General features: G+C 60.7%; 22 protein-coding genes. 14 read left to right on the top strand and 8 right to left on the bottom strand.

The window, feature by feature from the left end; all coding sequences use genetic code 11:
- Nucleotides 1-37: 37 nt before the first annotated feature.
- Both deoC and uraH read right to left on the bottom strand, forming a co-directional pair.
- Nucleotides 38-1,051 (bottom strand): deoxyribose-phosphate aldolase, encoded by a 1,014-nt coding sequence (deoC, locus tag BM174_RS04625; RefSeq protein WP_093922674.1) that lies wholly within the window; start codon nucleotides 1,049-1,051, stop codon nucleotides 38-40.
- 136 nt (nucleotides 1,052-1,187) lie between these two features.
- Nucleotides 1,188-1,547 carry a hydroxyisourate hydrolase gene (uraH, locus tag BM174_RS04620; RefSeq protein WP_093922673.1) on the bottom strand — a complete coding sequence of 120 codons (360 nt, stop codon included), beginning with the start codon at nucleotides 1,545-1,547 and terminating at the stop codon, nucleotides 1,188-1,190.
- A 559-nt stretch (nucleotides 1,548-2,106) separates the two neighbouring features.
- Here uraH and puuE point away from each other — a divergent pair.
- The 11 genes from puuE (at nucleotide 2,107) to BM174_RS04565 (ending at nucleotide 14,244) form a co-directional block, all read left to right on the top strand.
- Nucleotides 2,107-3,519, top strand: coding sequence for an allantoinase PuuE (puuE, locus tag BM174_RS04615; RefSeq protein WP_093922929.1), 1,413 nt, complete (start codon nucleotides 2,107-2,109; stop codon nucleotides 3,517-3,519).
- Nucleotides 3,516-4,325 carry a bifunctional allantoicase/(S)-ureidoglycine aminohydrolase gene (locus BM174_RS04610; RefSeq protein WP_093922672.1) on the top strand — a complete coding sequence of 270 codons (810 nt, stop codon included), beginning with the start codon at nucleotides 3,516-3,518 and terminating at the stop codon, nucleotides 4,323-4,325. Before puuE ends, BM174_RS04610 begins: the two co-directional genes overlap by 4 nt.
- Nucleotides 4,322-4,810, top strand: a complete 489-nt coding sequence (locus tag BM174_RS04605; protein WP_093922671.1) for an ureidoglycolate lyase — start codon at nucleotides 4,322-4,324, stop codon at nucleotides 4,808-4,810. Before BM174_RS04610 ends, BM174_RS04605 begins: the two co-directional genes overlap by 4 nt.
- A 100-nt stretch (nucleotides 4,811-4,910) precedes the next feature.
- Nucleotides 4,911-6,131: a urate hydroxylase PuuD gene (locus tag BM174_RS04600; protein WP_093922670.1), complete on the top strand. Its 1,221-nt coding sequence runs from the start codon at nucleotides 4,911-4,913 to the stop codon at nucleotides 6,129-6,131.
- An 87-nt stretch (nucleotides 6,132-6,218) separates the two neighbouring features.
- Nucleotides 6,219-8,063, top strand: a complete 1,845-nt coding sequence (gene mutL / locus BM174_RS04595) for a DNA mismatch repair endonuclease MutL (protein ID WP_093922669.1) — start codon at nucleotides 6,219-6,221, stop codon at nucleotides 8,061-8,063.
- A complete protein-coding gene (locus tag BM174_RS04590; RefSeq protein ID WP_093922668.1) occupies nucleotides 8,060-9,298 on the top strand; it encodes a DNA recombination protein RmuC in 1,239 nt (412 codons plus the stop codon). Before mutL ends, BM174_RS04590 begins: the two co-directional genes overlap by 4 nt.
- A 345-nt stretch (nucleotides 9,299-9,643) precedes the next feature.
- Nucleotides 9,644-10,963: an NAD(P)/FAD-dependent oxidoreductase gene (locus tag BM174_RS04585; RefSeq protein WP_093922667.1), complete on the top strand. Its 1,320-nt coding sequence runs from the start codon at nucleotides 9,644-9,646 to the stop codon at nucleotides 10,961-10,963.
- Complete coding sequence (locus tag BM174_RS04580) at nucleotides 10,960-11,721, top strand: DUF1365 domain-containing protein (protein ID WP_093922666.1); 762 nt, start codon at nucleotides 10,960-10,962, stop codon at nucleotides 11,719-11,721. Before BM174_RS04585 ends, BM174_RS04580 begins: the two co-directional genes overlap by 4 nt.
- On the top strand, nucleotides 11,718-12,953 hold the full coding sequence (locus BM174_RS04575) for an MFS transporter (RefSeq protein WP_093922665.1): 1,236 nt from the start codon (nucleotides 11,718-11,720) through the stop codon (nucleotides 12,951-12,953). Before BM174_RS04580 ends, BM174_RS04575 begins: the two co-directional genes overlap by 4 nt.
- On the top strand, nucleotides 12,953-13,513 hold the full coding sequence (locus BM174_RS04570; protein ID WP_093922664.1) for a DUF3833 family protein: 561 nt from the start codon (nucleotides 12,953-12,955) through the stop codon (nucleotides 13,511-13,513). The genes BM174_RS04575 and BM174_RS04570 overlap by 1 nt, the downstream gene beginning before the upstream one ends.
- The gene (locus BM174_RS04565; protein WP_093922663.1) at nucleotides 13,513-14,244 is read left to right on the top strand and encodes an SDR family NAD(P)-dependent oxidoreductase; all 732 of its coding nucleotides are present in this window, start codon (nucleotides 13,513-13,515) and stop codon (nucleotides 14,242-14,244) included. Before BM174_RS04570 ends, BM174_RS04565 begins: the two co-directional genes overlap by 1 nt.
- Here BM174_RS04565 and BM174_RS04560 read toward each other — a convergent pair.
- The 3 genes from BM174_RS04560 to BM174_RS04550 are packed head-to-tail and all read right to left on the bottom strand — an operon-like array spanning nucleotide 14,226 to nucleotide 16,557.
- Complete coding sequence (locus tag BM174_RS04560) at nucleotides 14,226-15,269, bottom strand: saccharopine dehydrogenase (RefSeq protein ID WP_177209415.1); 1,044 nt, start codon at nucleotides 15,267-15,269, stop codon at nucleotides 14,226-14,228. The two genes, BM174_RS04565 and BM174_RS04560, sit on opposite strands and share 19 nt — an antisense overlap.
- Nucleotides 15,270-15,271: 2 nt before the next feature.
- A complete protein-coding gene (locus tag BM174_RS04555; protein ID WP_093922661.1) occupies nucleotides 15,272-15,892 on the bottom strand; it encodes a glutathione S-transferase family protein in 621 nt (206 codons plus the stop codon).
- Between the two features lie 11 nt (nucleotides 15,893-15,903).
- Complete coding sequence (locus tag BM174_RS04550; RefSeq protein ID WP_093922660.1) at nucleotides 15,904-16,557, bottom strand: histidine phosphatase family protein; 654 nt, start codon at nucleotides 16,555-16,557, stop codon at nucleotides 15,904-15,906.
- Nucleotides 16,558-16,766: 209 nt separating this feature from the next.
- Between BM174_RS04550 and fdhF the strand changes: the two genes are divergently transcribed.
- Together fdhF and BM174_RS04540 are read left to right on the top strand one after the other, a co-directional pair.
- Complete coding sequence (gene fdhF / locus BM174_RS04545) at nucleotides 16,767-19,532, top strand: formate dehydrogenase subunit alpha (protein ID WP_093922659.1); 2,766 nt, start codon at nucleotides 16,767-16,769, stop codon at nucleotides 19,530-19,532.
- Between the two features lie 102 nt (nucleotides 19,533-19,634).
- On the top strand, nucleotides 19,635-20,813 hold the full coding sequence (locus BM174_RS04540) for a hydantoinase/carbamoylase family amidase (RefSeq protein WP_093922658.1): 1,179 nt from the start codon (nucleotides 19,635-19,637) through the stop codon (nucleotides 20,811-20,813).
- Between the two features lie 6 nt (nucleotides 20,814-20,819).
- Here the strand turns inward: BM174_RS04540 and BM174_RS04535 are convergent, their stop codons facing one another.
- From BM174_RS04535 to BM174_RS04525, 3 genes are read right to left on the bottom strand one after another with little or no spacing between them, the layout of a single operon-like run.
- Nucleotides 20,820-21,296, bottom strand: coding sequence for a GNAT family N-acetyltransferase (locus BM174_RS04535; RefSeq protein ID WP_093922657.1), 477 nt, complete (start codon nucleotides 21,294-21,296; stop codon nucleotides 20,820-20,822).
- A complete protein-coding gene (locus tag BM174_RS04530) occupies nucleotides 21,287-21,988 on the bottom strand; it encodes a response regulator transcription factor (RefSeq protein WP_093922656.1) in 702 nt (233 codons plus the stop codon). The genes BM174_RS04535 and BM174_RS04530 overlap by 10 nt, the downstream gene beginning before the upstream one ends.
- Entirely contained in the window at nucleotides 21,985-23,895 is a 1,911-nt protein-coding gene (locus BM174_RS04525) for a PAS-domain containing protein (RefSeq protein WP_093922655.1), read from the bottom strand. Before BM174_RS04525 ends, BM174_RS04530 begins: the two co-directional genes overlap by 4 nt.
- 197 nt (nucleotides 23,896-24,092) lie before the next feature.
- Between BM174_RS04525 and BM174_RS04520 the strand changes: the two genes are divergently transcribed.
- Nucleotides 24,093-26,048, top strand: coding sequence for an AMP-binding protein (locus tag BM174_RS04520; protein ID WP_093922928.1), 1,956 nt, complete (start codon nucleotides 24,093-24,095; stop codon nucleotides 26,046-26,048).
- Nucleotides 26,049-26,105: the final 57 nt, after the last annotated feature.

Raw genomic sequence — 26,105 nt, 5'->3', positions numbered from 1 at the left:
CGAAAAGGCATTGAATGTAAGGGGGCCAAAGAAGGGCTTAGCTGGAAGCGTGGCGGTAGCCAGCGGAGTAGCTGCCGGTCATAAAATGCTCTAGCTGGCGCTCGATATCATTGAGCAGCGAGGAGGCACCGAACCGGAAAAGGTCGGGCTGGGTCCAACGGTCGCCAAGCTCCTCCTTCATCATCGCCAGATAGGTGATCGCGTCCTTGGCTTTGGAGATGCCGCCCGCAGGCTTGTAGCCGACGCGAATGCCGGTCTTTTCATAATAATCGCGGATCGCACGGATCATCCCCAGCGAGACAGGCAGGGTCGCATTGACGCTTTCCTTTCCGGTCGATGTTTTGATGAAATCGGCACCGGCCATCATGCACACAAGGCTGGCGCGGGCGACATTGCGCAGACTGCCAAGCTCGCCGGTGGCCAGAATGGCTTTGACATGCGCCTCGCCGCAGGCGGCGCGAAAGGCGCGCATCTCGTCGTAGAGCGCTTGCCAATCGCCCGAAAGCACATGGCGGCGCGAGATGACGATGTCGATCTCGCTGGCACCTGCTTCGACGCTCATTTCGATCTCGCGGATGCGTAACTCGAGCGGTGAAAGCCCTGCGGGGAACCCTGTGGAAACCGCCGCGATCGGGATATTGGTGCCTGCAAGCGCGGCGCGGGCGGCAGGGATCATCTCGTGGTACACGCAAACTGCGCCCACGGTAATCGGCCCCATGCCGAGCGATTTAAGCAGCGCCTGAGCCACCGGTTGGCGCGCCTTGGCACACAGACGCTCGACACGGCGGGCCGTATCGTCGCCGGACAGAGTGGTCAGATCAATGCAGGTAATCGCGCGCAGCAACCACGCGGCCTGATGGGCTTTCTTCACCGATCGGCGCGCCGGCAAACTGGCGGCGCGACGTTCAATCGCGGAGGGATTGGCCTGCACACGGCGGACCCAGTCCATATCCAGATCCATGCCCTGATTGCGTGGCTCGGTCACCTGCGGCAGGTGCGTTTGAGCCTGCACCGCGGCCGTAGACTGGGTTGGGGAATTCTGCGTTGCCATCGGCGTCCTCCGAGCGTTTTTCAGACAGGCAAGGTGCCATGCCGCAGCACTGCTTGGCAAGCACATCTGCGGGTGCCGCTTGGGCAGCCTGCGGGCCTCAGGCCAGCGGCGCAATCGTATGGACGTTGATCAGAAATCAGCTGCCGCGATAGGTGGAATAGCCGAAGGGCGAAAGCAGCAGCGGCACGTGATAATGCTTGTTCGCGTCTGATACGCCAAAGCGCAGGGGGACCACGTCCAGAAAGCGCGGCGCTTCGGGCGGGGTGCCCGTGCGGTCAAAATATGCGCCCGCCTCGAACACCAGTTCATAGGTGCCGGTGGAGAGCTGGCCTTTGGGCAGGATCGGCGCATCGGTGCGCCCGTCGGCATTGGTTTGGGCCGCACCAAGCTTGAGCCGGTTGGTGCCTTCAATGCGGTAGAGCGTCACTGCGACCCCTGCGGCGGGCGCGCCGCGGGCGGTATCAAGTACATGGGTCGTCAAATATCCATCAGCCATCGGGGCACCTTCGTTTATGATGCCACGATAGCTAAAGCAAAGTGGCGGGTTTGTGTATCTGTTAGCGAGCTAGCGGGAATAGGGCCTTTGGCAAATTGTCCCACGTGAAACAGGCGGGGGCAGGATCGAAAGAAATCTATTTTCTACCCTTCCGCGATTTTTGTTTTGACCTGCGAATCATCCTTTGCCTATATGTAGGCAAGCAAGCCGAGAAGCAGCGCCATCTGCCCTAAGCAACCAGTCTGTGTGGTTTCTGGGCACAAAGCGCCGATATGTAGGGTGGGATGGGCGCAATGAGACGTTTCTGCCAGTCTGGCAACCCTGCGGCCCTCGGCGCCAGACTTTACAGCTTTCGAGTAACACCGAGTTTCAGATTGGCCAGCACCTGACAAACTTTAAGCAATAAAAACCCAAGCGTGTTCAGCAGCCATCTGGCAACGGGCCGTGTTCTTTCAGGAACGCGGCCCGTTGGCTTTTTATGCCGCTGTTTTTGGCAGAAGCCGAATTGCACCTCTGCGCCGATATGTGCAGTGTGGCGCGAAACCAGCAGGACCCGATGATGAACCGCTATCCCAGAGATTTCCGTGGCTACGGCGCGACACCGCCCGACGCGCAATGGCCCGCCGCCGCACGCATCGCCGTGCAGTTTGTGGTAAATTATGAAGAGGGCGGCGAGAACTGTATCCTGCACGGTGATGCGGCATCCGAGGCATTCCTCTCCGAGATTGTCGGTGCGCAGCCTTGGCCCGGGCAGCGTCACTGGAACATGGAATCGATCTATGACTACGGCGCACGGGCAGGGTTCTGGCGTCTGCACCGGCTGTTCACTACGGCGCAAATTCCTGTCACGGTTTACGGGGTGGCAACAGCTCTTGCCCGCGCGCCTGAGCAGGTCGAGGCGATGCAATCCGCCGCGTGGGAAATCGCCAGTCACGGATTGAAATGGATCGACTACAAAGATCACACCCCCGAGGCGGAGGCGGCCGACATTGCCGAGGCGATCCGCCTGCATACCGAAGTCACCGGAGAGCCCCCGCGTGGCTGGTATTGTGGCCGCACCTCGATCAACACAGTAGCGCTGGCGGCACGCACCGAGGCGTTTGACTATGTCTCCGACACCTATGACGATGATCTGCCCTATTGGGCCGAGATCGACGGGCGCGACCAGTTGATCATCCCTTATACGCTGGATTGTAATGATATGCGGTTCGCCACCCCGCAGGGCTTCAATTCCGGTGACCAGTTCTATGCCTATCTGCGCGATACCTTCGATGCACTTTATGCCGAAGGAACCGCAGGGCAGGCCAAGATGATGTCGGTCGGTTTGCATTGCCGTCTCATCGGGCGGCCCGGCCGCATTCAGGCGCTCAAACGGTTAGTTGACTACATTCAGTGCTTTGAGGGCGTCTGGACCCCGCGCCGCATTGATATCGCTGACCATTGGCGCGCCACCCATCCGCCAAGCCGTCAATTACGCCCCAGCCGGATGGCGCAAGACACATTTGTCAAAAACTTCGGCAGCGTGTTCGAGCATTCGCCATGGATCGCCGAGCGCGCCTTTGATCTGGAATTGGGTCCGGCCCATGACAGCGCCGCGGGCCTGCACAACGCTTTGGCGCGGATGTTCCGCTCGGCCACTCAAACCGAGCGTCTGGGCGTGTTGAACGCACACCCCGATCTTGCCGGAAAACTCGCAGCCGCCGAACGGCTCACCGCCGAAAGCACTGCCGAACAGGCCAGCGCTGGATTGAACGCGCTGACAGATGCGGAGCGCGCCGAGTTCGAAGCCCTCAACCAAAGCTATGTCGAAAAGCATGGCTTTCCCTTTATTATCGCGGTCAAGGATCACGACAAGGCAGGCATCCTGCGCGCCTTTGTGACCCGCATCGCCAACGACACAGATACCGAATTCGCGACCGCCTGCGCACAGGTTGAACGGATCGCGCGACTTCGACTGGAGGATATACTTTGACCTACGCTTTCCCCCCCGGCGGCCTGCCGGACCAATCCGCCAATCCCGAAGGCACGGCCGTCTTCACGCCCGCCTACGCGGTGCTGCCCGCCATCACCCAAGCGGATATTGTCACTAGCTTGCTGCCCGGCTGGCGCAACATGCGCATGTGGATTTTGGCCCGCCCACTTTCGGGTTTTGCCGAGACCTTTTCCCAATATGCGGTCGAATTGTTGGCAGGCGGCGGGTCTGACGCGCCCGAAGTCGATGAAGAAGCGCAATCGGTGATATTCGTGGCCAGCGGCACGCTAACTCTCAACATCGACGGCTCGACGCATCAGCTCGCACCCGGCGGCTATGCCTATATCCCCCCCGACACGGTTTGGACGGTCTGGAACGATGGTGATGCGGCCGCAAACTTCCACTGGATCCGCAAGCGCTATGTTCCCGCCGAAGGAGTGGAGGCGCCCAGCGCCTTCGTGACCTCCGAAAAAGACGTGGCGCCCACAGAAATGCCGGATTGCAACGGCGTCTGGGCCACCACCCGCTTTGTCGAGCCAACCGACCTGCGCCACGACATGCACGTCAACATCGTCACCTTCCAACCTGGCGGGCGCATCCCCTTTGCCGAAACCCACGTGATGGAGCACGGTCTTTATGTGCTGCAAGGCAGCGCCGATTACCTGCTGAACAAAGACTGGGTGACTGTTGGTGCCGGAGACTTCATGTGGCTGCGCGCCTTCTGCCCGCAGGCCTGCATCGCCACGGGCGACGCGCCGTTCCGCTATCTGCTCTACAAAGACGTCAACCGCCACGCCCTGCTATGACCCGCAACATCACAATAGAACCGCTCAGCGCTTCCAGCTTCGCCCCTTTTGGCGATGTGCTGGATGCGAGCGGAACGCCGGATAAGATGATCAACGCAGGCCTCTGTGCCCGCCACCACGACCGTGCCAATCTCGACTTTGGCCCCGATGGTCGCGCTGGCATCAGCATTTTTAATGCCGAACCCCGCGCCCTGCCGTATTCCCTCACCCTGATGGAGCGGCACCCAGACGGCAGCCAAGCCTTCCTGCCGATGTCGGACGCTGCCTTCCTCGTGATCGTGGCTGCCGATGACAACGGCCAGCCGGGCACACCCCGCGCTTTCCTCACCACCCCGCACCAGGGGATCAACCTGCACCGCGGTATATGGCACGGCGTTCTGACGCCTCTCAAAAGCCCCGGCATCTTCGCCGTGGTCGACCGGATCGGCGGGACCGCCAACCTCGAAGAAGTCCACCTCGATCCGCCCTACCTGATCAACGCATAATCAAAACCACTGGCTTGCGCGCACTTTTTGACCCAAAATATCCCCGCCGGAGGCTCCCGACCAAGGCCCCGCCCGCATCCGCTGCTTCTGGAGACACCGCATGTACGACCTCGCCGCCATTGCCACCTGGATCGAATTTGCGGTGCGTTGGGTGCATGTTATCACCGCCATCGCCTGGATCGGATCATCGTTTTATTTCATCGCGCTCGACCTCGGCCTGCACCGGGACCGTAACCTTGCCACGGGTGCTGATGGTGAGGAATGGCAGGTCCACGGCGGCGGCTTCTATCACATCCAGAAGTACCTGATCGCGCCGGACAAAATGCCCGGCGATCTGATCTGGTTCAAATGGGAAAGCTACGCCACATGGCTCAGCGGCTTTGCCCTGCTGGTGCTGGTCTACTATCTCGGCTCAGAATTTTACCTGATTGATCCGCGCATTGCCGATCTTTCAGCCTTCCAAGCCATCGCCATTTCATTGGCCTCGCTCACCTTTGGCTGGGTCGCCTACGACCAACTTTGCAAAAGCCGCTTTGGCGAGGACAGCACCCGCCTGATGGTGTTGCTCTATGTTATCCTCGTCGGCATGGCGTATTTCTACACCTCGGTCTTTTCGGGCCGTGCCGCCCTGCTGCACCTCGGCGCTTTCACCGCTACGATTATGAGCGCGAATGTCTTTTTCACCATCATGCCGAACCAGCGGATCGTCGTCGCCGACCTACAGGCAGGGCGAACCCCCGATGCCAAATACGGCAAGATCGCCAAACAGCGCAGCACCCATAACAACTATCTGACCCTGCCGGTGATCTTCCTGATGCTCAGCAACCACTACCCGCTGGCCTTCGCGAGCGAGATGAACTGGCTGATCGCCGCGCTGGTCTTTCTGATGGGCGTCACCATCCGGCACTACTTCAACTCCCTGCACGCCCGCCAAGGCAATCCGATCTGGACATGGCTCGCCACTGCACTCCTGTTTGTGGCGATCATCTGGCTCTCCACCGCGCCAATGTTCCGTATGGACGAGCCGACCGAGGCACAGGGTGGCGCATTGCGCTTTGCACAGGCCGAAGGCTTCGATCAGGTCCATGACATTGTGCGGGGCCGCTGCTCCATGTGCCATGCCGCCGAGCCTGATTGGGAGGGGCTACACTGGCCCCCCAAAGGCCTGCGGCTCGAGACGGAGTACCAGATCACCAGTGCCGCCAAGCAGATCTATCTGCAAGCCGGTCTGACACACGCGATGCCCCCCGCAAACCTCAGCCATATGCAGGCCAGCGAACGGGCTGAAATCATCGCATGGTATCGGGCGGCGACCCGCTGATCCGCGTCAGAACGTCGCCGAACCCGCCGTCATTCTTCCGTCAGAATCGGTTTTAGAATCGGGAATGAACATGCTAGGTCTTGCGGCATGGCACATCCCAACCCCAATATAAGCACCCTTTCGCCGGTTATCCGTCAACTCGACGAATCCGCGATCAACCGTATCGCAGCGGGCGAGGTGGTCGAACGGCCTGCCTCCGTGGTCAAGGAACTGGTGGAGAACGCGCTTGATGCAGGGGCGCGGCGCGTCACAGTAGAATACGCTGATGGCGGCAAAACCCTGATCCGCGTCACCGATGATGGTTGCGGCATCGCGCCGGGTGATCTGCCGCTTGCCCTGTCGCGCCACGCGACCTCGAAAATCGACGGCTCCGACCTGCTCAACATCAACACCTTCGGCTTTCGCGGTGAGGCATTGCCCTCGCTGGGCGCTGTCGGGCGCTTGACCATCACCAGCCGTGCCAAGGGCGCTGAGGGCGCCGAGATCACTGTCAACGGCGGTCGCACTGAACCCGTCCGCCCCGCCGCGCTGAACGGCGGCACGGTGGTCACACTGCGCGATCTCTTCTTCGCCACGCCTGCACGGCTGAAATTCCTGCGCACCGACCGCGCCGAAGCCCAAGCCATCGCAGATGTCATCAAACGTCTGGCCATGGCCGAACCCTTCGTGCGCTTTGTGTTGCGCGATGTTTCGGGCGAGGGCGATGGGCGCGAGGTGTTCCGCACCGAGGCCGAACAGGGCGATCTATTCAGTGCGCTTCATGGCCGATTGGGCCGTGTTCTAGGCCGTGACTTCGCCGAGAATTCCTTGCCGATCGACGCCAACCGCGACGGGCTGCACCTGACCGGATTTGCGGCGCTGCCGACCTATTCACGCGGCTCTGCCGTGGCGCAATACCTCTTCGTCAACGGGCGGCCTGTGCGTGACAAGCTCCTCGTCGGAGCATTGCGCGGGGCCTATTTTGATTTTCTCAGCCGCGACCGTCACCCCGCCGCCGCCTTGTTCCTTGATTGCGAGCCGACACTGGTCGACGTCAACGTCCACCCTGCAAAATCCGAGGTCCGGTTCCGCGATCCCGGCATGGCGCGCGGGCTGATCGTTTCAGCGCTGCGTCACGCGCTGGCCGAGGCAGGCCACCGCGCCTCCAGCACCGTCGCGGGTGCCACTCTCGGGGCGATGCGCCCCGAAAATACCAGCGCACGGGTCTATCAGATGGACCGACCCTCCGGCGGCGCGCGCTTTGCGCCCTCAACTTATAGCGCCCCCGCGCCAGAAGCCCCCGCCTTTGCCGAGATGAGCGGCGTCTGGGGCCGCGTGGAACAAACCGAAGAAACCGCCGATACCCCACAGGACTACCCGCTTGGCACCGCACGCGGGCAGGTCCACGAAAATTACATCATCGCGCAAACCGCCACAGGTATGATCATCGTCGACCAACACGCAGCCCACGAGCGGCTGGTCTATGAAAAGCTGAAAAAGCAGATCGCGGGTAGCGGCGTCGCCGCCCAAGCCCTCTTGGTGCCCGAAATCGTCGAGCTTTCTGCCAGCGATTGCGCCCGTCTGCTCGATGTCGCGGATGATTTGGCAAAGCTCGGCCTCGGCATCGAGCCCTTTGGCGGCAGCGCCATTGCCGTGCGCGAAACCCCCGCGATCCTCGGTACCGTCGATGCCCGTGGCATGCTTCTGGATATTCTCGATGAACTCGCCGACCAGAACGACAGCAACCTTGTTCAGGCGCGGATTGAAGCGATCCTCAGCCGCGTCGCCTGCCACGGATCAATCCGCTCGGGCCGCCGGATGCGCGCCGAAGAAATGAACGCCCTGCTGCGTGAGATGGAGGCTACGCCCCATTCCGGCCAATGCAACCACGGTCGCCCCACCTATGTGGAACTCAAGCTGGCAGATATCGAACGGCTGTTCGGTCGCACATGATCGAAATCGCCGGCCAAAGCTATAGCTGGGACAGCCCGCTGGTGATCCTGATCCTTGCAGGCGGCGGTGTGTTGCTGCTCATCGTGATCTTGCTGGTGATGGCCGTCCGTGCGGCAGGGCGCTCGGCCCGGATGGCAGCGCCGCTGGCGCAGCAGATGCATATCCTCGGCGGCCATGTCCAGCAACTCGGCGCAGGCCAGCAACAACTGCGCGGCGGGCTGCAAACCGTCTCTGACACCCAAGCCCACGCCCAAGCGCAGATGATCCAGACTGTCGAGGCGCGGCTCAACCACGTCCAGCTTCAAATGCAGGAACGCCTTGCCGACAACGCCGCCAAATCCGCCCGCGCCATGGCCGAGATGCAACAAAGGATGAGCGAAACCCTGCACGGCTCGTCTAAACGCACCACCACCAGCCTGACGCAACTGCAAGAACGCCTCGCCTCTATCGACAAGGCCCAAGATAATATTACTAAACTCTCCGGTGATGTCCTTAGCTTGCAAGACATCCTCAGCAACAAACAAACCCGCGGCAATTTTGGCGAAATCCAACTGCGCGATATCGTGTCAAAAGCCCTACCCAGCGATAGCTACAGCTGGCAGGCTACACTCTCCAACGGCAAACGCCCCGATTGCCTGATCCACCTGCCTAATCCGCCCGGCCCGATTGTCATCGACAGCAAATTCCCCCTCGAAGCCTATGAGGCCCTGCGCCGCGCCAGCACCGAGGCCGAGACCCGACAGGCCGCAGCCCAGATGCGCGTCGCGATCCGCACCCATATCAAAGCAATCTCCGAGAAATACGTCCTCGACGGCGAAACTGCCGATGGTGCGCTGATGTTCCTCCCGTCCGAGGCCGTCTATGCCGAGCTGCACGCGAACTTCCCCGAATTGGTGCGCGAAGGTTTCGCCGCGCGGGTCTGGATCGTCTCGCCCACCACCTGCATGGCAACCCTGAACACCATGCGCGCCATTCTCAAAGACGCCCGTATGCGCGAACAGGCAGGTGCGATCCGTAAAACTCTTAAGCTCCTGCACCGCGACGTGGAAATTGTGGTGGAACGTGTGGGCAAACTTCACACCCACTTTGGTCAGGCCCGCGCCGACCTCGAAGGTCTTGGTACCGCAGCAGAGCGCGCCGGCAAGCGCGCTGCCCGCCTCGACAACTTCGATTTTGAGGAACTCTCCCCAGAAGAAACCGCCAATGTCGTCCCGCTCACCCCGCCCGACCCCTGAGCGCTTCACTCCTCTATTTGAAGATAACTCCTTCGACGGAGGTCAGAAATCTCTGCCGGTCGCACCTCGTTGAGCCTTCGTTTTTCTAAGACAGCTCCGCGTACGACGTAACGTCCCCTCTGCAAGACGCAGCCATAGCATCGATAATCTGCTCTAACGGCCTATCTTGCCGCATGGCTGTGACACCTGCACTGGGCGCGCGGTTGGCCGAACCCATCTATCTCTGCCAAAGATACTGATTTTTAACGCCACTGCCTCAATCTGACGCAACTTTTCCACGCCCCGCCCCGTGTCTGCCCTACAGACACCAACCGATCAGAACTTTTTACAGGACGCGCACCATCCATGCCATTCGAAGCATTGACCCCCGATCCGGAGCAGTCGCGTCCGAACCGCCGAAGAATTGCCGTGATCGGCGCGGGCATCTCTGGCATGGGGGCGGCGTATATGCTGGGTTTGGATCACCACGTCACCCTGTTTGAGTCAGGTCCAAAGCTTGGCGGCCACGCGCGCACCGTTGTCGCCGGTAAAAACGGCGACCAGCCTGTCGATACGGGGTTCATCGTGTTTAACTACGCCAACTACCCGCATCTGGCAGCCCTCTTTGCCGAGCTTGACGTGCCAGTCGTTCCCTCGAATATGAGCTTTGGCGCCTCGATTGACGGCGGGCGGATCGAATATGCGCTGACCAGCATGAACGCGGTCTTTGCACAACGGCGCAACATGGTGAACCCGTCGTTTCTGCGCATGCTGCGCGACATTTTCCGTTTCAACAAACACGCGCTCAGCTTTGCCGGTGACCGCTCGCTTACCATTGCCGAATTTCTGCAGGTGCTGGGCACGGGGCAATACTTCCGCGACTATTATCTCTCGCCGCTTTCCGGCGCGATCTGGTCGACTCCGACTGATAAGATCATGGATTTTCCCGCCCACGCGATGATCAACTTTTTCGAGAACCACGCGCTGCTCAATTATTCGGGCCAGCATCAGTGGTACACAGTCAAAGGCGGCTCAACCGAATATGTCTCCCGATTGGCCGCTGCGCTGCGTACGCGCGGGGTCGAGACGCGCTTGAATGCCGATGTGGCAGGGGTGCGGCGCTCCGCTCAGGGCGCCCAAGTGCGCGTGACCGGTGGCGAGTGGCAGGATTTTGACGAGGTCATCTTTGCCACCCATTCCGATGACACGCTGGCCCTGCTTTCAGATGCCACCGCGCAGGAACGTGCCGCTCTGGGCGCGATCCGCTACCAGCCCAACGATATCACCCTGCACGCCGATGCCAACATCATGCCCAAGCGCCGCGCCACTTGGGCCTCTTGGGTATATACCGAAGACCGCAAGAAAACCTCCGACCGGATCGACCTGACCTACTGGATGAACTCGCTTCAACCGATCCCGCAGGACGATCCGCATTTCGTGACCCTCAATACCAAACGCACGATCCGCGAGGAGTTGATCTATGATCAGGTCACTCTGCGCCATCCGGTGTTCGATCTGGCCGCTTTGGCCGCGCAAAAGCAGGTGGCGGCCTTTAATGGCGCGCAAAACACCTGGTTCTGCGGGGCATGGATGCGCAATGGCTTCCACGAGGACGGCCTTGCCTCCGCCGTGGCGGTCGTCGACGGTATCCGCGACCGCAGCGCGTTGTCCTTGGCCGCTGCGTGAGAGCACGGGTCGATCATATCGCGGGCCAGACTTTTCATGGCCGCAAGGGGCCCGTGAAGAATGCCTTTCGCTACCGGATCGACTATGTGCTCTGCGACGCTGAAGCCGAGGTATCAGAGCCGCTGCTGTTTGCCCGTAACAAGGCCGGGCTGATCTCCTTGCACGATAGTGACCACGGCGGCCCACCAAAAGAAGGCCGAGGTGCCGTTTGGGTGCGCGAAGTTCTGGCGGCCAACAGCATCCGGAACGTCGCGCGGATCGAGATTTTGGCGCAGCCGAGGGTGTTGGGCTATGTGTTCAATCCGGTCAGCTTTTGGCTGTGTCGCGATGCCCAAGAGGCGCTGATCGCTGTCATTGCCGAGGTTTCCAACACTTATGGCGACAGGCACAGCTATCTTTGCCATCACGGTGATCTGCGCCCGATCTTGCCGGATGACCATCTGACGGCAGCCAAAATCCTCCACGTCTCGCCGTTTCAGCCGGTTGCGGGCGGCTACCGCTTCCGTTTCGACATCCGCGAAGATCGCATCGGCATTTGGATCGACTACACGACCGAAGGCGGCGGCTTGATTGCCACGCTTAGCGGCAAGCGCAAACCCTTGCGCAGCCTTGCGATCTCGAGGGCGTTGCTGACAAGGCCATTGGGGGCGCGGCGGGTACTGGCGTTGATACACTGGCAGGCGCTGAAGCTGTGGTGGAAAGGCGCCGGATTTCGCAATCGCCCTGCGCCGCCCGCACCGGAAGTCACGCGCGGATGACGATGGCACGCCGCTCACTGGCCGCTTACGCAACCTTTGCCGCGCTGCTGGCGGCGGCGGGGTTGCCCATCTACATCCATGCGCCGAAATTTTATGTCGATACCTACGGTGTTTCACTGGGCGCGTTGGGCTTGGCGCTGTTTGGCTTGCGGTTGTTGGACGTGGTGCAAGACCCCGCGCTGGGATGGCTGGCTGAACGTTTGCGGCATCGGCGCGGGCAGGCTGTCGCGCTGGGGTGCGGCGGCATGGCCTTGGGGATGCTGGGGCTCTTCGCGGTCGCGCCGATGCTGCCGCCCTTAGTGTGGTTCGCGTTGATGCTGGCGCTGGTCTTCACCTCCTTCAGCTTTCTGACCATTTGTTTCTATGCCCAAGGTGTCGCGAAAGCCGCCACCCTGCCGGGTCAGGGGCATCTCATCCTGGCGCGTTGGCGTGAGACCGGCGCACTTTTGGGTGTCTGCATCGCCTCGATCACGCCGGTTGTATTGGGTATCTGGATGAATGCGCCCTTTGCGGGGTTCGCCCTTGGCTTTGCCGCGCTGGCGCTGGTCGCTGCCCTCGTGATGCGCGGAGAGTGGGGCAGTAGCGGTATCGCAGGCCCATCGGGTTTTGGCGTTGTACTAGGCGATGCGCCCGCGCGGATGCTGTTGTTGATCGCGCTGGTCAATGCCGCGCCTGTGGCGATCACCTCGACACTATTCCTGTTCTACGTCGAACTGGCTTTGCAGGCGACGGGTTGGGAAGGCCCGCTGTTGCTGCTGTTCTTTTTGTCCGCTGCCTGCGCCGCGCCGCTTTGGGGCAAGCTGGCCGAGCGGTTCGGCAGCTACCGCACCCTAACGGTGGCGATGTGGCTGGGCATCATGACCTTTGGCGGCACGCTATTTCTGGGCGCGGGCGATTTGTGGCAATTCGGGCTGATTTGCGTGGCATCCGGGGCCGTGTTGAGCGCAGATATGACGATCCTGCCCGCCATCTTTGCCGGACGGCTGGCAATAATCGCGCCCGCCGCTGCGCAGGGTTTCGCCTTGTGGTCCTTCGTGTCGAAATTCACCTTGGCTTTGGCGGCCGTTGTCCTACTTCCATTGTTGCAAGGCGCGGGCTTGCAGAGCGGCATCGGCCAAAGCTCTGACAGTGCGATCAACCTGCTGATCATATTTTACGCGGGTATCCCTTGCGGGCTTAAGGTCATTGCGATTGTATTGCTCGAATTTGTTAAACAGTTAGAGGCGTCTTGATGGAACCGGTGATCTTTACTTTGCTCGGGTTGGGGCTGGCGGGTATCATGGTGGTTATCCGCCGCCGCTTTGCCGAATTTTATGGCCAGACACCGGATGACTACACTGACGGTTTCCCCCATTTCGAACTGCGCAAACATTTGAATGGCCAGATGGTCTGCGAAGGTGCGATCTTTGGTCCGCTGGGGCGTGTGACAAGCACTTTCGTCGCGGATTTCGATATAGAGTGGACCGGCAACACTGGCGTGATGAGCGAGAAGTTCCGCTATAATGACGGCTCGCGGCAGGATCGCGAATGGGTGATCACACTGGGCGAAGAAGGTGCATTTACCACGCAGGCCAGCGATGTGCCTGCAGGCGGGCGCGGCATTCAGACCGGATTGGCCGCCCAGATGCGCTATGTGATTCACCTGCCAGAGAGCAGCGGCGGGCATAAGTTAAACACAGTCGACTGGATGTATCTGACACCGGACGGGGCGATCGTAAATCGCAGCCAGTTCCGCAAATACGGGTTTAAGGTGGCCGAGCTTGTCGCCACCATTCGCCCCAAGGAGGCGTGATGAAACATTGGCCAAAAAAACGCTATTGGTTGATCGGGGCCAGCACGGGACTGGGTGCTGCGCTGGCGCAAAAGCTTAACCGTGCCGGAGCCGAAGTGATCTTGTCCGCACGCTCAACCGACAAGCTGGAGCGGCTGGCTGCGGAACTGCCGGGGCGGGCGCATGTGCAGACGATAGACGTGACAGATGACGCCAGCGTCGCTGCTGCTGCCGAGGCGGTGGGCGAGGTCGATGGGGTGGTTTATCTGGCGGGGGCCTATTGGCCGTTCGGGGCCAAGGAATGGGAGCCCGCGCATGGCACCGCGATGGCCGATGTGAATTTCACCGGCTTGATGCGGGTGATGGGGCAGGTGGTGCCAAAGATGGTGGCGCGCGACGCAGGCCACATCGTTATCACCTCCAGCCTGACCGGATTCCGCGGATTGCCGGGATCAATCGGCTATACTGCATCCAAGGCCGCGACGATGTCCCTGGCGGAGTGCATGTACGCCGACCTGCGCAAGACCGGCGTGCAGGTTCAGGTCATCAACCCCGGTTTTATCAAGACCCAGTTGACCGACAAAAACGACTTTAAGATGCCCTTCCTGATGGAGCCGGAGGCCGCCGCGCAGGCGGTGTTCGAGCATATGAACGGCGACAGCTTTAAAAAGAGCTTCCCTTGGGGGTTCTCATTGTTGTTTCGGGGCGCACAGTTCTTGCCGGACTGGCTCTATTACCGGATATTTTCCTGAAACAGGGCGCGGGCGCGGGACCAGACGGCGGCGTCTTCGCGTGCCAGTTCTGCCAGTGTCGGCAATAGTTGTGCTGCATAGTCCTGCGAGCTTTCCAGCGGCAGCATCGACGGCAGATTATCGATCGCCATAACGTCGAGCGGCGGAATATCATGCACCCGCAGGGCTGGGTGTTGCCATGTGGTGGCGCGGTCATAGACCTGCACGGGGTTAAAATCGCTGTCTGGGTCGCAGGCGACATCACCGATCACCCGCAGCGCGCGCTCGGCGCTCGGCGCGTCAGGGCGCACGAAGGCCGGCGTTTTCGGTCCCGCGAGGATGCAGTTGATAAAGATCGCATGCGCCAGAATTTCGGGAAACGGCCCGCCGTGCGCGGTTTCGGCCATGTCCCAGCTGGTCACTGGGCATTCAAGGGCGCGTAAAAGGTCAGCAGCGCCGGAGCCGACGCGGCCCAGCGCACCGATGATCAGCGCATCGGGGCGCGCCAAGCCTGACAGGTCTTCGGCCAGCGCGGATTTGAGAGCTTCGGCGTTCCTGTAGGGTGTGACGGGTCCCGCGATACCACCGTGCTGCTGCGCCGCCCAGCATTTTAGCGCCACGGCCGCGCCCGCAAAGCCCGCCCAATAGCCGAAAGCAGCGACCCTGCGACCAGAGGCTTCGGTCAGATATTCCAGATCAAGCAGAGTGCCGCCCCCGGCGCGAAAGCGCTCCAGTAATACACGGCCAGAAGCTTGGCCCTTGTAGGCATGGCCAAACATGATGTGGGTGTGAGGCAGCGGCGTGCCGTCATCTGGCAGTTCTTTCAGACCAAAGATAATCGCATCGCGCGGGGCGTGGGGCCATGTGCCCGCGGGGGCGATAGCGCAGCCAGCTTTGGCGTATTCCGCTGTAGAAATCACGCGACTGTCGCTGTCTTCGACCGTGACGGTGAAACCTGCGGCCAGAAGCTCGGCCGCCCCTGAGGGGGTCAGCCCGACGCGGGTTTCATTGGCGCGTTGTTCGGCGCGGAGCCAAAGGTGCGGCATGATCAAAGCAACCCTTTGGAGCGCACAGATTGCACGCTGGGGCGGGCTTCCATGCGGGCCAGAAACGCCGCGATACGCGGATAATCAGCGGGGTTCACGCCGTCGCCTTCAAGCCATTGCCCGACTGTAAAAAGATAGGGGTCGGCAAGGCTGAAACTATCGCCCAATACAAAGTCGCCTTGTAGGCAATTGTCTTCGATGTGGCGGGCGCAGGCGGCTACGGTTTGCGGCACTTTAGCGGTCATGTCGTCAAAGCTTTCCTGCTTATCGGCCCAGCGACTGCCGCGCATTTTATGGGCGTGGGCCACATGCATGGTCGAAGCGAGGTAATACATGACTGCGCGCATATGGGCGGCGGCTTCGGCGTTGAGCGGGACCAGATCTGCCTGCGGTGCCAAGGCCGCGACGTACTCAAGCAATGCACCGGTTTCGGTAAGCACGGTGCCGCCTTCGGTCACCAACGCGGGCACGCGGCCCTTGGGGTTGAGCGCAAGATACTCCGGCTTGGTCTGCGCGGCGCTGGCAAAATCTACGCGCACTGGCGTGTAGGGCAAACCAGCCTCTTCTAGGGTGAGGGCAACCGCAATCGCGATCGTGCCTTTGGCGTAATAGAGCGTGTGCATGGGCTGGCCTTTCAGATGTGGGTTTGTGCGCTTTGACGGTCGGGCGTGTCGAGATGCGGGACCGCGTTGAACAGGACCGGCGACCAATGACCGCCAATCGGATAAAGCCGGTGCATAGAGGTATGCATAATCGCCAGTGCGATCCGCGACATCGCCGGAATGCCTAGACCCATCGCTTGGGCCATGACCATCGAAATCAGCCCGCCGGAGGTGACCACCAGCGCCGGCCCGTCGCCTTCGGCAATTTCGTGCAAAACCGACTGGATGCGCTGCTCGAAGCTTTCGTAGCTTTCGGGCGGGCCTTCGAGCTTGCCAGCTTTCCAGTAGTCGAACACCTGCGGCAGGTGCAGGGCGAACTGGCCTTGTTCGGCGGGGAAGGGCACCGCGTGCTGTTGCTCCAGCAAGGTTGCGAGGGTGAAATATTCCAGTTCGTTCAGGCGTGCGTCACGGATCGGCTCAAGGCCGGTATCCATGCCTTGGGCGGTCTCCACATGGCGGCGCAAGGTCCCGGTATAAAGGCGGGTATGCTGGGTGGCACTTTGCTCAAGATGAGCGCCGAGCCATGCGGCTTGCTCGTGGCCCAAGGGGCTGAGCCGGTCATAACTGATCTCGTCGCGGGCCAGTGAATTGGCCTGACCGTGGCGGATGAGGGTGATGTGGGACATGACGCGGCTCCTTTGTCGCTTTGATAGGCGAGCGGGGGCGGGGAGGAAAGTGCGGGACGCTTCGCGGCGCGTTTATTTGGCCAAATGATGGCGGGGCGACGCGCATCGGAAACGCGGGTGGCGTAAAAACGGGTATGGGTGTCGGGATTGGCACTCCTGAGCGTGGCGGGTTTTGGCTATAGATTAGGGGATATTGCAGGAGGCATCCCATGGCGGACAGGATCACATTTACGCTGAACGGCGAAACCGTTGAAGCCGAGGCGGGGATGACCATCTGGGAGGTCGCCAACGGGCGCGGGTTGAAGATACCGCATCTGTGCCACAAGCCTGCGCCGGGATATCGCCCTGACGGCAATTGCCGCGCCTGTATGGTCGAGATCGAGGGCGAGCGGACATTGGCCGCCAGCTGCATCCGCGAACCTGCCGAGGGCATGGTAGTGGTGACCAACAACGCGCGGGCCGAGCGCGCGCGCAAGATGGTGGTAGAGCTTTTGGTTGCCGATCATCCGGCCCATGAGGTTGCGCATGATAAATCGAGCCACATGTGGGATATGGCCGCGCTGAACGGGGTGGAGGAGAGCCGCTTTCCCAAACTCGAAGCGGGGCGGATTCCGCTGCTGGATGACAGCCATGTGGCGATGCGGGTCAATCTGGATGCCTGTATCCAGTGCGGGCTTTGTGTGCGGGCCTGCCGCGAGGTTCAGGTGAATGATGTAATCGGCATGTCGGGACGTGGGCAGGACAGCTATCCGACGTTTGATATGGCCGACCCGATGGGCGCGTCATCCTGTGTGGCGTGCGGGGAATGTGTGCAGGCATGTCCGACGGGGGCCTTGATGCCAGCGAGCGTGGTGAACGAGAACCAGATCGGCGATTCTGCGGATTTCGACGAAGAGGTGAAAAGCATCTGCCCGTTCTGTGGCGTTGGCTGCCAGATTTCGCTGAAGGTAAAGGACGGCAAGGTCAAATACGTCGACGGGATTAACGGGCCTGCCAATGAAGGGCGGCTCTGCGTCAAGGGGCGCTTTGGCTTTGATTATATCCATCACGACCACCGTCTGACCAAGCCGCTGATCCGGCGCGACGATGCGCCTGCTAAGGGGTTGAACGTCGATCCGGGCAACTGGAGCGAATTTTTCCGCGAAGCAACATGGGACGAGGCGCTGGATGTGGCGGCCAAGGGCTTGCGCGATATTGGCGGGCGCGGCGTTGCCGGTTTTGGCAGTGCGAAATGCACCAATGAAGAAGCCTATCTGTTTCAGAAGCTGATCCGGCAGGGATTTGGCCACAACAATGTCGATCACTGTACGCGGCTGTGCCATGCGTCCTCGGTGGCGGCACTGATGGAGAATGTCGGGTCCGGCGCTGTGACGGCGACGTTCAACGAGATCGAAAACGCCGATGTGGCGATCGTGATCGGGGCCAATCCGGTGGAGAACCATCCGGTCGCTGCAACCTTTTTCAAGCAGTTCACCAAGCGCGGCGGCAAACTGATCGTGATGGACCCGCGCGGGGTCGGGCTCCGGCGCTTCGCCAGCCATATGTTGCAGTTCCGGCCCGGTACGGATGTGTCGATGCTGAATGCGATCATGCATGTGATCGTGGAAGAGAAGCTCTACGACGAACAATATATCGCCGCCTATACCGAGAATTGGGAGGCCGAGAAGGCGCATTTGGCCGATTTTACGCCAGAGAAGATGGCGGCGGTTTGCGGCATTGAAGCCGAGGTTCTGCGCGACGTGGCGCGGACCTTCGCGGGGGCCAAAGCAGCGATGATATTCTGGGGAATGGGTGTGTCGCAGCACATTCATGGCACCGACAACGCGCGCTGTCTGATCTCGCTGGCATTGATGACCGGGCAGGTCGGGCGGCCAGGATCGGGGCTGCATCCGCTGCGTGGGCAGAACAATGTTCAGGGCGCGTCGGACGCCGGATTGGTGCCGATGTTCCTGCCCGATTACCAGTCGGTGATGGATGACGGCGTGCGCCGCGCCTTTACCGAAGTGTGGGGGTCGGAAGACTTCAGCGCGCAGAAGGGGTTGACCGTAACCGAGATTATGGATGCGGTGCATGAAGGCTCGATAAAGGGGATTTATGTGCTGGGTGAAAACCCTGCGATGTCGGACCCGGATGTGGAACATGCGCGGGATGCTTTGGCGAAACTGGAGCATCTGGTGGTGCAGGATATCTTTATCACCGAGACTGCGAATTATGCGGATGTGATCCTGCCGGCGTCGGCCTTTGCCGAAAAATCAGGGACGGTGACCAATACCAACCGTCAGGTGCAAATGGGCCGCCGTGCTGTGGCGCCTCCGGGCGAGGCGCGTGAGGATTGGTGGATCGAGGTGGAACTGGCCAAGCGGCTGGGGCTGGGGTGGAGCTATGAAAGCCCTGCCGAGGTTTTTGCCGAGATGAAGCTGAACATGCGCAGTCTGAACAACATCACATGGGAGCGTTTGGAGCGCGAGAACGCGGTGACCTATCCCTCGCTCAGCGAGACTGATCCGGGGCAGGCGATTGTCTTTGCCGACGGTTTCCCACGGCCCGACGGGCGGGCGCGGTTTACGCCTGCGAGCATCATTGCACCCGATGATGTGCCGGATGCAGACTTTCCGATGATCCTGACCACAGGGCGGCAGCTGGAGCATTGGCACACCGGTTCAATGACGCGGCGGTCCACGGTGCTGGACGGGCTGGAGCCGGAGGCGAATTGCTCGCTTCATCCCAGCACATTGCGCAAACTTGGCGTGGCGCCGGGCGGGCACGTGCGATTGACCACCAAGCGCGGATCGATCGAGATCATGGCGCGGGAAGATCGGGCGGTTTCGCCGGATATGGTGTTCTTGCCCTTTGCCTATGTCGAGGCGGCGGCGAATATTCTGACCAATCCGGCGGTGGACCCTTACGGGAAAATTCCGGAGTTCAAATTCTCGGCTGTGAAAGTGGAGGCGGCTGTTGTGGTGGCGGCAGAGTGACATCTTGCCTCGGCTTGTCTGGTTCTGGATTATCGGGTTGATGAGGGGGCTTTGCCCCCTCAAAGTCCCTCGGGATAGTTTGGGCGGTAACAGGGGCGAGCGATGATCAACGCAGAACGGTTTTTGGCAGATTTGCACGAGTTGCGCAGCTTTGGCGCGGCAGGCGTTGGTAAGGGCGTGGTGCGTCCGGCCTATTCGGATGCGGATGTGGCGGCACGCAGGTGGTTGGCGACAAAATTTGAAGCGGCGGGATTGCGGGTCGCGGTGGATGCGATGGGCAATTTGTTTGGCATCGCGCAGGGGCCATCGGTTTTGATGGGATCGCATTCTGACAGCCAGCCGGAAGGCGGGTGGCTGGACGGTGCGCTGGGCGTGATTGCGGCATTGGAAGTGGCGCGCAGCTGTGGCGGCGTTTCGGTGGTGTCGTTCCAAGATGAGGAGGGGCGGTTCGGGGTGACGACCGGATCGGCGGTTTGGTCAGGGCATTTGACGTTGGCCGAGGCGGACTTGCTAAAGGATCATAGCGGCGTGGCCTTGGGCGCGGCACGATTGGCGGTGCAGGGCATGGTCACGGGAGAGGTTTCGCCTGCGCAATTCAGCGGTTTCATTGAGCTGCATATCGAGCAGGGGCCAACGCTGGACACCTCGGGCGAGCAGATCGGGGTGGTGACGGATATCGTTGGCATCAGGGATATGAAAATCACTTTTGAGGGCCAGCAAAACCACGCAGGCACCACGCCGATGCATTTGCGGCGCGATGCGTTTCAGGCGGTTGCGGCATTCAATGCGGAGTTGAACGAACGGTTTCGCAATGTGGTGACGCCCAGCACGGTCTGGACCATCGGGCATCTGTCGCTGCATCCCAACGCCTCTTCGATCGTGCCAGGCAAGGCGGTGTTTTCGATGCAATGGCGCGATGGCGATGCAGAACGGTTGGGCCGGATGGAAACGATCATCCGCGACACCGCCGCCGAGATCGCCGAGGCGCGCGGGATGATTTTGAATTCTGGCACCATGCTTGGGCTAGAACCGGTGCAGATGGATGCAGGCTTGCGCGGCGCGTTGGAGCGCGGGGCTGAAGCGGTGGCACCGGGCCGGTGGCGCAAGATGCCTTCAGGCGCGCTGCACGATGCAACCAATGTATCGCGGCTGATGCCCGTGGCGATGTTGTTTGTGCCGTCGATTGGCGGGATCAGCCATGCGTTCGAGGAAGATACCGACGAGACGGATTTGGTCGCGGGTGTCGAAGTCCTGGCACAGGCAGTGGCGGGGCTGAAATAGGTCTGATTAACGTGGGTCTACTGCGCAGCGCAGGGTGATTGATGTGGGACGGCTAAAGCCTGCATGGGCCGTGCGGGCATGTTCGGAGAACCCCAAGGCCGCGAAAGTTGCGTGGTTTTCGACCAGTTCGATGCGGGTTTGAAGTTCCAGCCACGGCAGGCCAAGGGCGGCGGCGCGGTGGTGGGCCAGATCAATCAGTCGTCGGGAGAGACCTTGGCGGCGGGCGTGGGCTGCCACCGAGAGCTTGCCGATATAGAGACGATTCGGCTTCGCGGTGAACAGGACGCAGGCCGTCACAGGCACCCCCAGCGACCAGACCTCGCCCATGGTGCAGTGACCTTGTAGTTCAGCAAGGGTAAGGCGCTGCATTGAGGACGGTGGGTCGATACGCCCCTCCATCGAGGCAAAACTGGCTTGGATCAGCGTCAAAACTTCAGCCAAAGCGGGGTCGTGGGCGCGATGCTGTTGCGCCTTTAGCGCCATGTAACGTCGCCGAGAAAGATATAGCCCGCGCCGTAGATGGTCTTGATGAGCTGTGGATTTTTCGGGTCTTCACGCAGTTTGGTGCGCAGGCGCGAAATACGCACATCCATCGCACGGTCAAAACTTTCGGAGGCGGCACCGCCAAGGCTTTCCTGCATTTGTGCGCGGCTGATCAGGCGTTTGGGGCTGTCGAGAAACAGCCGCAGCACCTCGCCTTCGGCATGGGAGAACGGGGTCTCGGCGCCCGCGTCGTCTTCCAGAACGTAGCGGTCGAAATGCGCGGTCCAACCGTTGAACTGCGCGGTGCTGCCGGTTTGGGGGGTGGCGCGGGCGCTGCGCAAGCGGGCGCGAATGCGGGCGACAACCTCGGCAGGCTCGAAGGGTTTGATGATGTAGTCGTCAGCACCGAGTTCCAGTCCTGTGACGCGATCCTGCACTTCGGAACGGCCTGAAATGATGATCACAATCGCGCCCTGTTCCAGCGCCAGACGGTGCACGAGCGTCAGCCCATCGGTGTCCGGCAGACTAAGATCGACGAGACAGACATCGGGGGTATGGGTCGCCAAGGCGGCCTCGAACGCGCGGGCGCGGCCAAAGCTGAGGGTGTCAAAGCCTGCGTCTTCGAGCACATCGACCAGCATGGTGCGAATCGCCGGTTCATCGTCGAGGATGGTCACTAGGGGGCGGGTCATTCGGCGGCAGCCTCGCTGGGGGTGATCAGGGCGACCAGATCATCGTTGGAAAAAGGTTTGCGCAGCAAAGGCGCCAGAGTCTGGCCCTTGAGGAACAGCGGGTGATCTGCGGGCAGTGAGGTCATCAGCACCAAAGGCAGAGTGCCCGCGATGCGGTTGGCAAGGTCGATGCCCGTGGCGTCGCCTTTAAGCTGGATATCAGACAGGACCAGCGAGATGTCTGGCAGATCGGCAATAATCGCAACCGCCTCGTCGGCGCTGGTGGCCTCAATGACGGAATGGCCCAAATCCATCAGAATTTCACGGACAACAGCACGCAGATCGTCAGCGTCTTCGACCAGCAGGACAAGCCCCGTGGTGGCGGGGACGGCAACGCGGTAGGGCAGGCGCAACACCACTTTGGCGCCGCCGTCGGGCAGGTTTGACAAGCGCAGATCACCGCCGCAGGAGCGGGTCATGTCATAGGCCATCGACAGTCCGAGCCCCGATCCTTCGCTGCCTTTAGTAGTGAAAAACGGGTCAAACCCGCGCTCCAGCGCCGAAGGGGAAAATCCCGGTCCGCTGTCACAAACGGTCCATTCGATCCATGTGTCATGCACGCGCTTTTGGCTGAGAGTGATCAGCCCGCTGGCCCCGCAGGCATCACGGGAATTGAGGATCAGGTTGAGCAAACTATCTTGCACCAAGCCTTTGTCGAGCAGCACAAGCTCGTCGGGGGCCTCGTTTTGCACGCTAAGGGTCACCCCGTCGGATAAGGTGGGTGCGGCGAGAATTTCCAGATCGGCCAATAGGGCGGCAAGATCGGTGGCAATCGGGCGCAGAGCACGCGGGCCGGTGACATCGGCGATCGAGCTGAGCAGGGTGCCGCCCCGGCGTGCGGCGGCAAGTGTGCCTTCAATCAGCGGGGCCGCATCGGCGGGCAGGGCGGGCAGCCGGCCCAGACGCGACTGCATCCCAAGGATGATGGTCAGCAGGTTGGAGAAATCATGTGCGAGGCCCGAGATCATCTGCGCCGCGATTTCGCGCTTGCGGGTTTGCTGCAGGGCCACGCGCGCTTGGGTTTCTTCGGTCACGTCCATCGACAGAATGTACACTCCACCGCGTGTATCAGGGGTGAACGAGCCTCTGATCCGTCGCGCCGAGTTGTCGTCGCTAAATTCAATCACCGCGGCAGAACCAGAATAGGCCTGCGCCAGCGAGGCGGAGATATTGGCATAGGCAGACGCGCCCAAAGCATCAGAGATATGCATGCCGATGATGTTGCTGGGTCGCCCCGAGATCACCGAGGACAGGCGGCGGTTGGAATAGGTGTAGTGGCCGCTGGCATCGACGTGGGCGATGTGGGCGGGCATCATTTCGGTGGTTAGTCGCATTCGCGCTTCGGAATCGGTCAGCTGGCGTTTGGTCTCCTCCAGCGTGGTGATCATCGAAGCCAGCTCGCGGTTTGATTTGCCCAGCTGTTCGGCATGGTCAAGCAACTGGTCGGACAGCGCATCCGAGCGGGCGCGCAACAAGGTCTCTTGCTGCTTGGTGGCGGTGATATCTGTATAGACCGTGACCCAGCCACCCTGCGGCAGCGGGGATCCTTCGACACTGATGGTGCGGCCATTGGCGCGGGTCCGTTCCATATAATGCGGAGCAAATGCGCGGGCCTGTTCGACACGTTCGGCAACAAAGCTGTCTATATCGTCAACAACGCCGTATTCGCCACGGCTGGCGAGGTGATGGATGGTTTGCTCGAAGGTGGCACCGGGCGTGACGAGCACATCAGGCAGGTCGAACATCGACTGGAACGGCGCGTTGCACACGACAAGTCGCAGACCGGAATCGTAGATGGTCAGCGCTTGGGCAATCAGGTTGAGCCCCGCCGTCGTCATTGCCTTGGTTTGTCGGTCGGTGATCTGCATCCCATATCGCTAGCACCGCCCCCGCCCGCAGAAAAGCGGATTGCGCCTTGTTACAATTCGTTAGGTTTTAGCAATCATCAGGAAAAAGTTGACCTTCAGCATTTACCCAACAAGCTTGTGCACACAAAGAATCGCACGAGCGATCGACCTCGCCGGAAAAACGGTGGGCATGGGAGGAGATAGGTTTGGCCAAGTCGCTGAACGCCGACGGACCGCAGTCCGTCCCGGCGCTATTGCATCGGAATGCAACGCAATTTGCAGGTAAGCCTGCATACCGCGAAAAAGAGTATGGCATCTGGCAAAGCTGGACGTGGTCGCAGACCCGCGACGAGGTTGAGGCCTTGGCGCTGGGGATGATGGAGCTTGGCCTGCGCGAAGGTGACTTTGTCGCCGTGATCGGGCGCAACCGACCCTACCTCTATTGGGCGATGATTGCTGCCGAAATGTGCGGCGCGGTGCCTGTGCCGCTTTACCAGGACGCCAATGCCGAAGAGATGGCCTTTGTGATGAGCCATTGCGGCGCACGCTTTGCTGTGGTCGGCGATCAGGAGCAGGTCGACAAGATTTTTGAAGTGCAGGAACAACTGCCGGAATTCGAGCGGATGATCTATCTCGATCCGCGGGGCCTGCGCAAATACGACCACGCTGTGCTCGATGCCTACCGCGATGTGCAGGAAATGGGCCGCAACAACCGCGACAAACACATCGCGGAACTGGAAGCGCGACAGGCTAAGCTGAACTACGATTCCACCGGCGTGATGCTCTATACCTCCGGCACCACCGGGCGCCCCAAGGGTGTGGTTTTGAGCAACCGCAACATCATCGAAACGGCGAAATCATCGTCGGAGTTCGACAACCTGCGCAGCACCGACGAAATTCTGGCCTATTTGCCGATGGCATGGGTCGGGGATTTTATCTTCTCCGTCGGGCAGGCGCTCTGGACCGGGTTCTGCACCAACTGCCCCGAAAGCGCCGACACCATGCATGTGGATTTGCGCGAAATTGGCCCGACCTATTACTTTGCGCCACCACGGGTGTTTGAAACCCAGCTGACCAATGTGATGATCCGCATGGAAGACGCCAGCCGCTTTAAAAAGTGGCTGTTTGACACCTTTATGGCCCATGCCCGTAAGGTTGGCCCCGCGATCCTTGACGGCAAGCAGGTCGGCACGATGGATCGGATAAAGTACCAGCTGGGTGAACTGATGGTCTATGGCCCGCTAAAAAACACGTTGGGTTTCAGCCGCGTGCGGGTCGGCTATACGGCGGGCGAAGCGATCGGGCCGGAGATTTTTGATTTTTATCGCTCGCTCGGGATCAACCTGAAGCAACTTTACGGACAGACCGAAGCCACCGTGTTTATCACGGCACAGCCCGACGGGCAGGTGCGTTCAGATACAGTGGGTGTGACTTGCCCGGGTGTGGAGCTCAGGATCGCGGAGAACGGCGAAGTGTTCTACCGCTCGCCCGGCGTTTTTGTGGAATACTACAAGAACCCCGAAAGCACGGCCGAGACCAAGGACGCCGACGGTTGGGTTGCCACGGGCGACGCGGGCTTCATCGAGGAAAGCACCGGACATCTGCGGATCATCGACCGCGCCAAAGATGTGGGCAAAATGGCTGACGGATCGCTGTTTGCGCCGAAATACGTGGAAAACAAGCTCAAGTTCTTTCCGAACATTCTTGAGGTTGTGGTCTTCGGAAACGGGCGCAGCGAATGCACGGCCTTTGTGAACATTGATCTCACCGCAGTCGGCAACTGGGCCGAGCGCAATAACATCGGTTACGCGAGCTATCAGGAGCTAACGCGGCATCCTCAGGTGATGGACACGATTCAGAGCCATGTCGAAGAGGTGAATGCCTCGATCGCCGAGGACGAGATGTTGTCGGGCTGTCAGGTGCACCGCTTTGTTGTGCTGCATAAAGAGTTGGACGCCGATGACGGCGAACTGACCCGCACCCGCAAGGTACGCCGCAAGGTGATTAGCGAGAAATACGCGGATATCATCGCGGCGCTGTATGATGGGTCGAAATCCGTCAGCACCGAGACCGAAGTCACCTACGAAGACGGGCGCAAGGGCAGCATCAAGGCGACCTTGGACGTCCGCGACGCCAAGGTTTTCGCAGATACCCGCAAGATGGCGGCGCAATGAGCGTGCGGCGCTTTGGTGCTGTGGTCTCGGGCATGAATAAGATTGAGAAAGTGAAGG

The sequence above is a fragment of the Sulfitobacter brevis genome (assembly GCF_900112755.1).
Lineage (GTDB): Bacteria > Pseudomonadota > Alphaproteobacteria > Rhodobacterales > Rhodobacteraceae > Sulfitobacter > Sulfitobacter brevis.
Note: the sequence above shows the minus strand (reverse complement) of the source record. Positions and strands in the feature narration are given on the sequence as shown.

Bases quoted from the DNA above. Each gene is read 5' to 3' on its own strand.
- deoC (WP_093922674.1), bottom strand. From the start codon at position 1,051: ATGGCAACGCAGAATTCCCCAACCCAGTCTACGGCCGCGGTGCAGGCT.
- BM174_RS04570 (WP_093922664.1), top strand. From the start codon at position 12,953: ATGGAACCGGTGATCTTTACTTTGCTCGGGTTGGGGCTGGCGGGTATC.
- BM174_RS04590 (WP_093922668.1), top strand. From the start codon at position 8,060: ATGATCGAAATCGCCGGCCAAAGCTATAGCTGGGACAGCCCGCTGGTG.
- fdhF (WP_093922659.1), top strand. From the start codon at position 16,767: ATGGCGGACAGGATCACATTTACGCTGAACGGCGAAACCGTTGAAGCC.
- BM174_RS04540 (WP_093922658.1), top strand. From the start codon at position 19,635: ATGATCAACGCAGAACGGTTTTTGGCAGATTTGCACGAGTTGCGCAGC.
- BM174_RS04555 (WP_093922661.1), bottom strand. From the start codon at position 15,892: ATGCACACGCTCTATTACGCCAAAGGCACGATCGCGATTGCGGTTGCC.
- BM174_RS04600 (WP_093922670.1), top strand. From the start codon at position 4,911: ATGTACGACCTCGCCGCCATTGCCACCTGGATCGAATTTGCGGTGCGT.
- BM174_RS04585 (WP_093922667.1), top strand. From the start codon at position 9,644: ATGCCATTCGAAGCATTGACCCCCGATCCGGAGCAGTCGCGTCCGAAC.
- BM174_RS04550 (WP_093922660.1), bottom strand. From the start codon at position 16,557: ATGTCCCACATCACCCTCATCCGCCACGGTCAGGCCAATTCACTGGCC.
- BM174_RS04560 (WP_177209415.1), bottom strand. From the start codon at position 15,269: ATGCCGCACCTTTGGCTCCGCGCCGAACAACGCGCCAATGAAACCCGC.
- BM174_RS04605 (WP_093922671.1), top strand. From the start codon at position 4,322: ATGACCCGCAACATCACAATAGAACCGCTCAGCGCTTCCAGCTTCGCC.
- BM174_RS04530 (WP_093922656.1), bottom strand. From the start codon at position 21,988: ATGACCCGCCCCCTAGTGACCATCCTCGACGATGAACCGGCGATTCGC.
- mutL (WP_093922669.1), top strand. From the start codon at position 6,219: ATGGCACATCCCAACCCCAATATAAGCACCCTTTCGCCGGTTATCCGT.
- BM174_RS04535 (WP_093922657.1), bottom strand. From the start codon at position 21,296: ATGGCGCTAAAGGCGCAACAGCATCGCGCCCACGACCCCGCTTTGGCT.
- uraH (WP_093922673.1), bottom strand. From the start codon at position 1,547: ATGGCTGATGGATATTTGACGACCCATGTACTTGATACCGCCCGCGGC.
- puuE (WP_093922929.1), top strand. From the start codon at position 2,107: ATGAACCGCTATCCCAGAGATTTCCGTGGCTACGGCGCGACACCGCCC.
- BM174_RS04575 (WP_093922665.1), top strand. From the start codon at position 11,718: ATGACGATGGCACGCCGCTCACTGGCCGCTTACGCAACCTTTGCCGCG.
- BM174_RS04565 (WP_093922663.1), top strand. From the start codon at position 13,513: ATGAAACATTGGCCAAAAAAACGCTATTGGTTGATCGGGGCCAGCACG.
- BM174_RS04525 (WP_093922655.1), bottom strand. From the start codon at position 23,895: ATGCAGATCACCGACCGACAAACCAAGGCAATGACGACGGCGGGGCTC.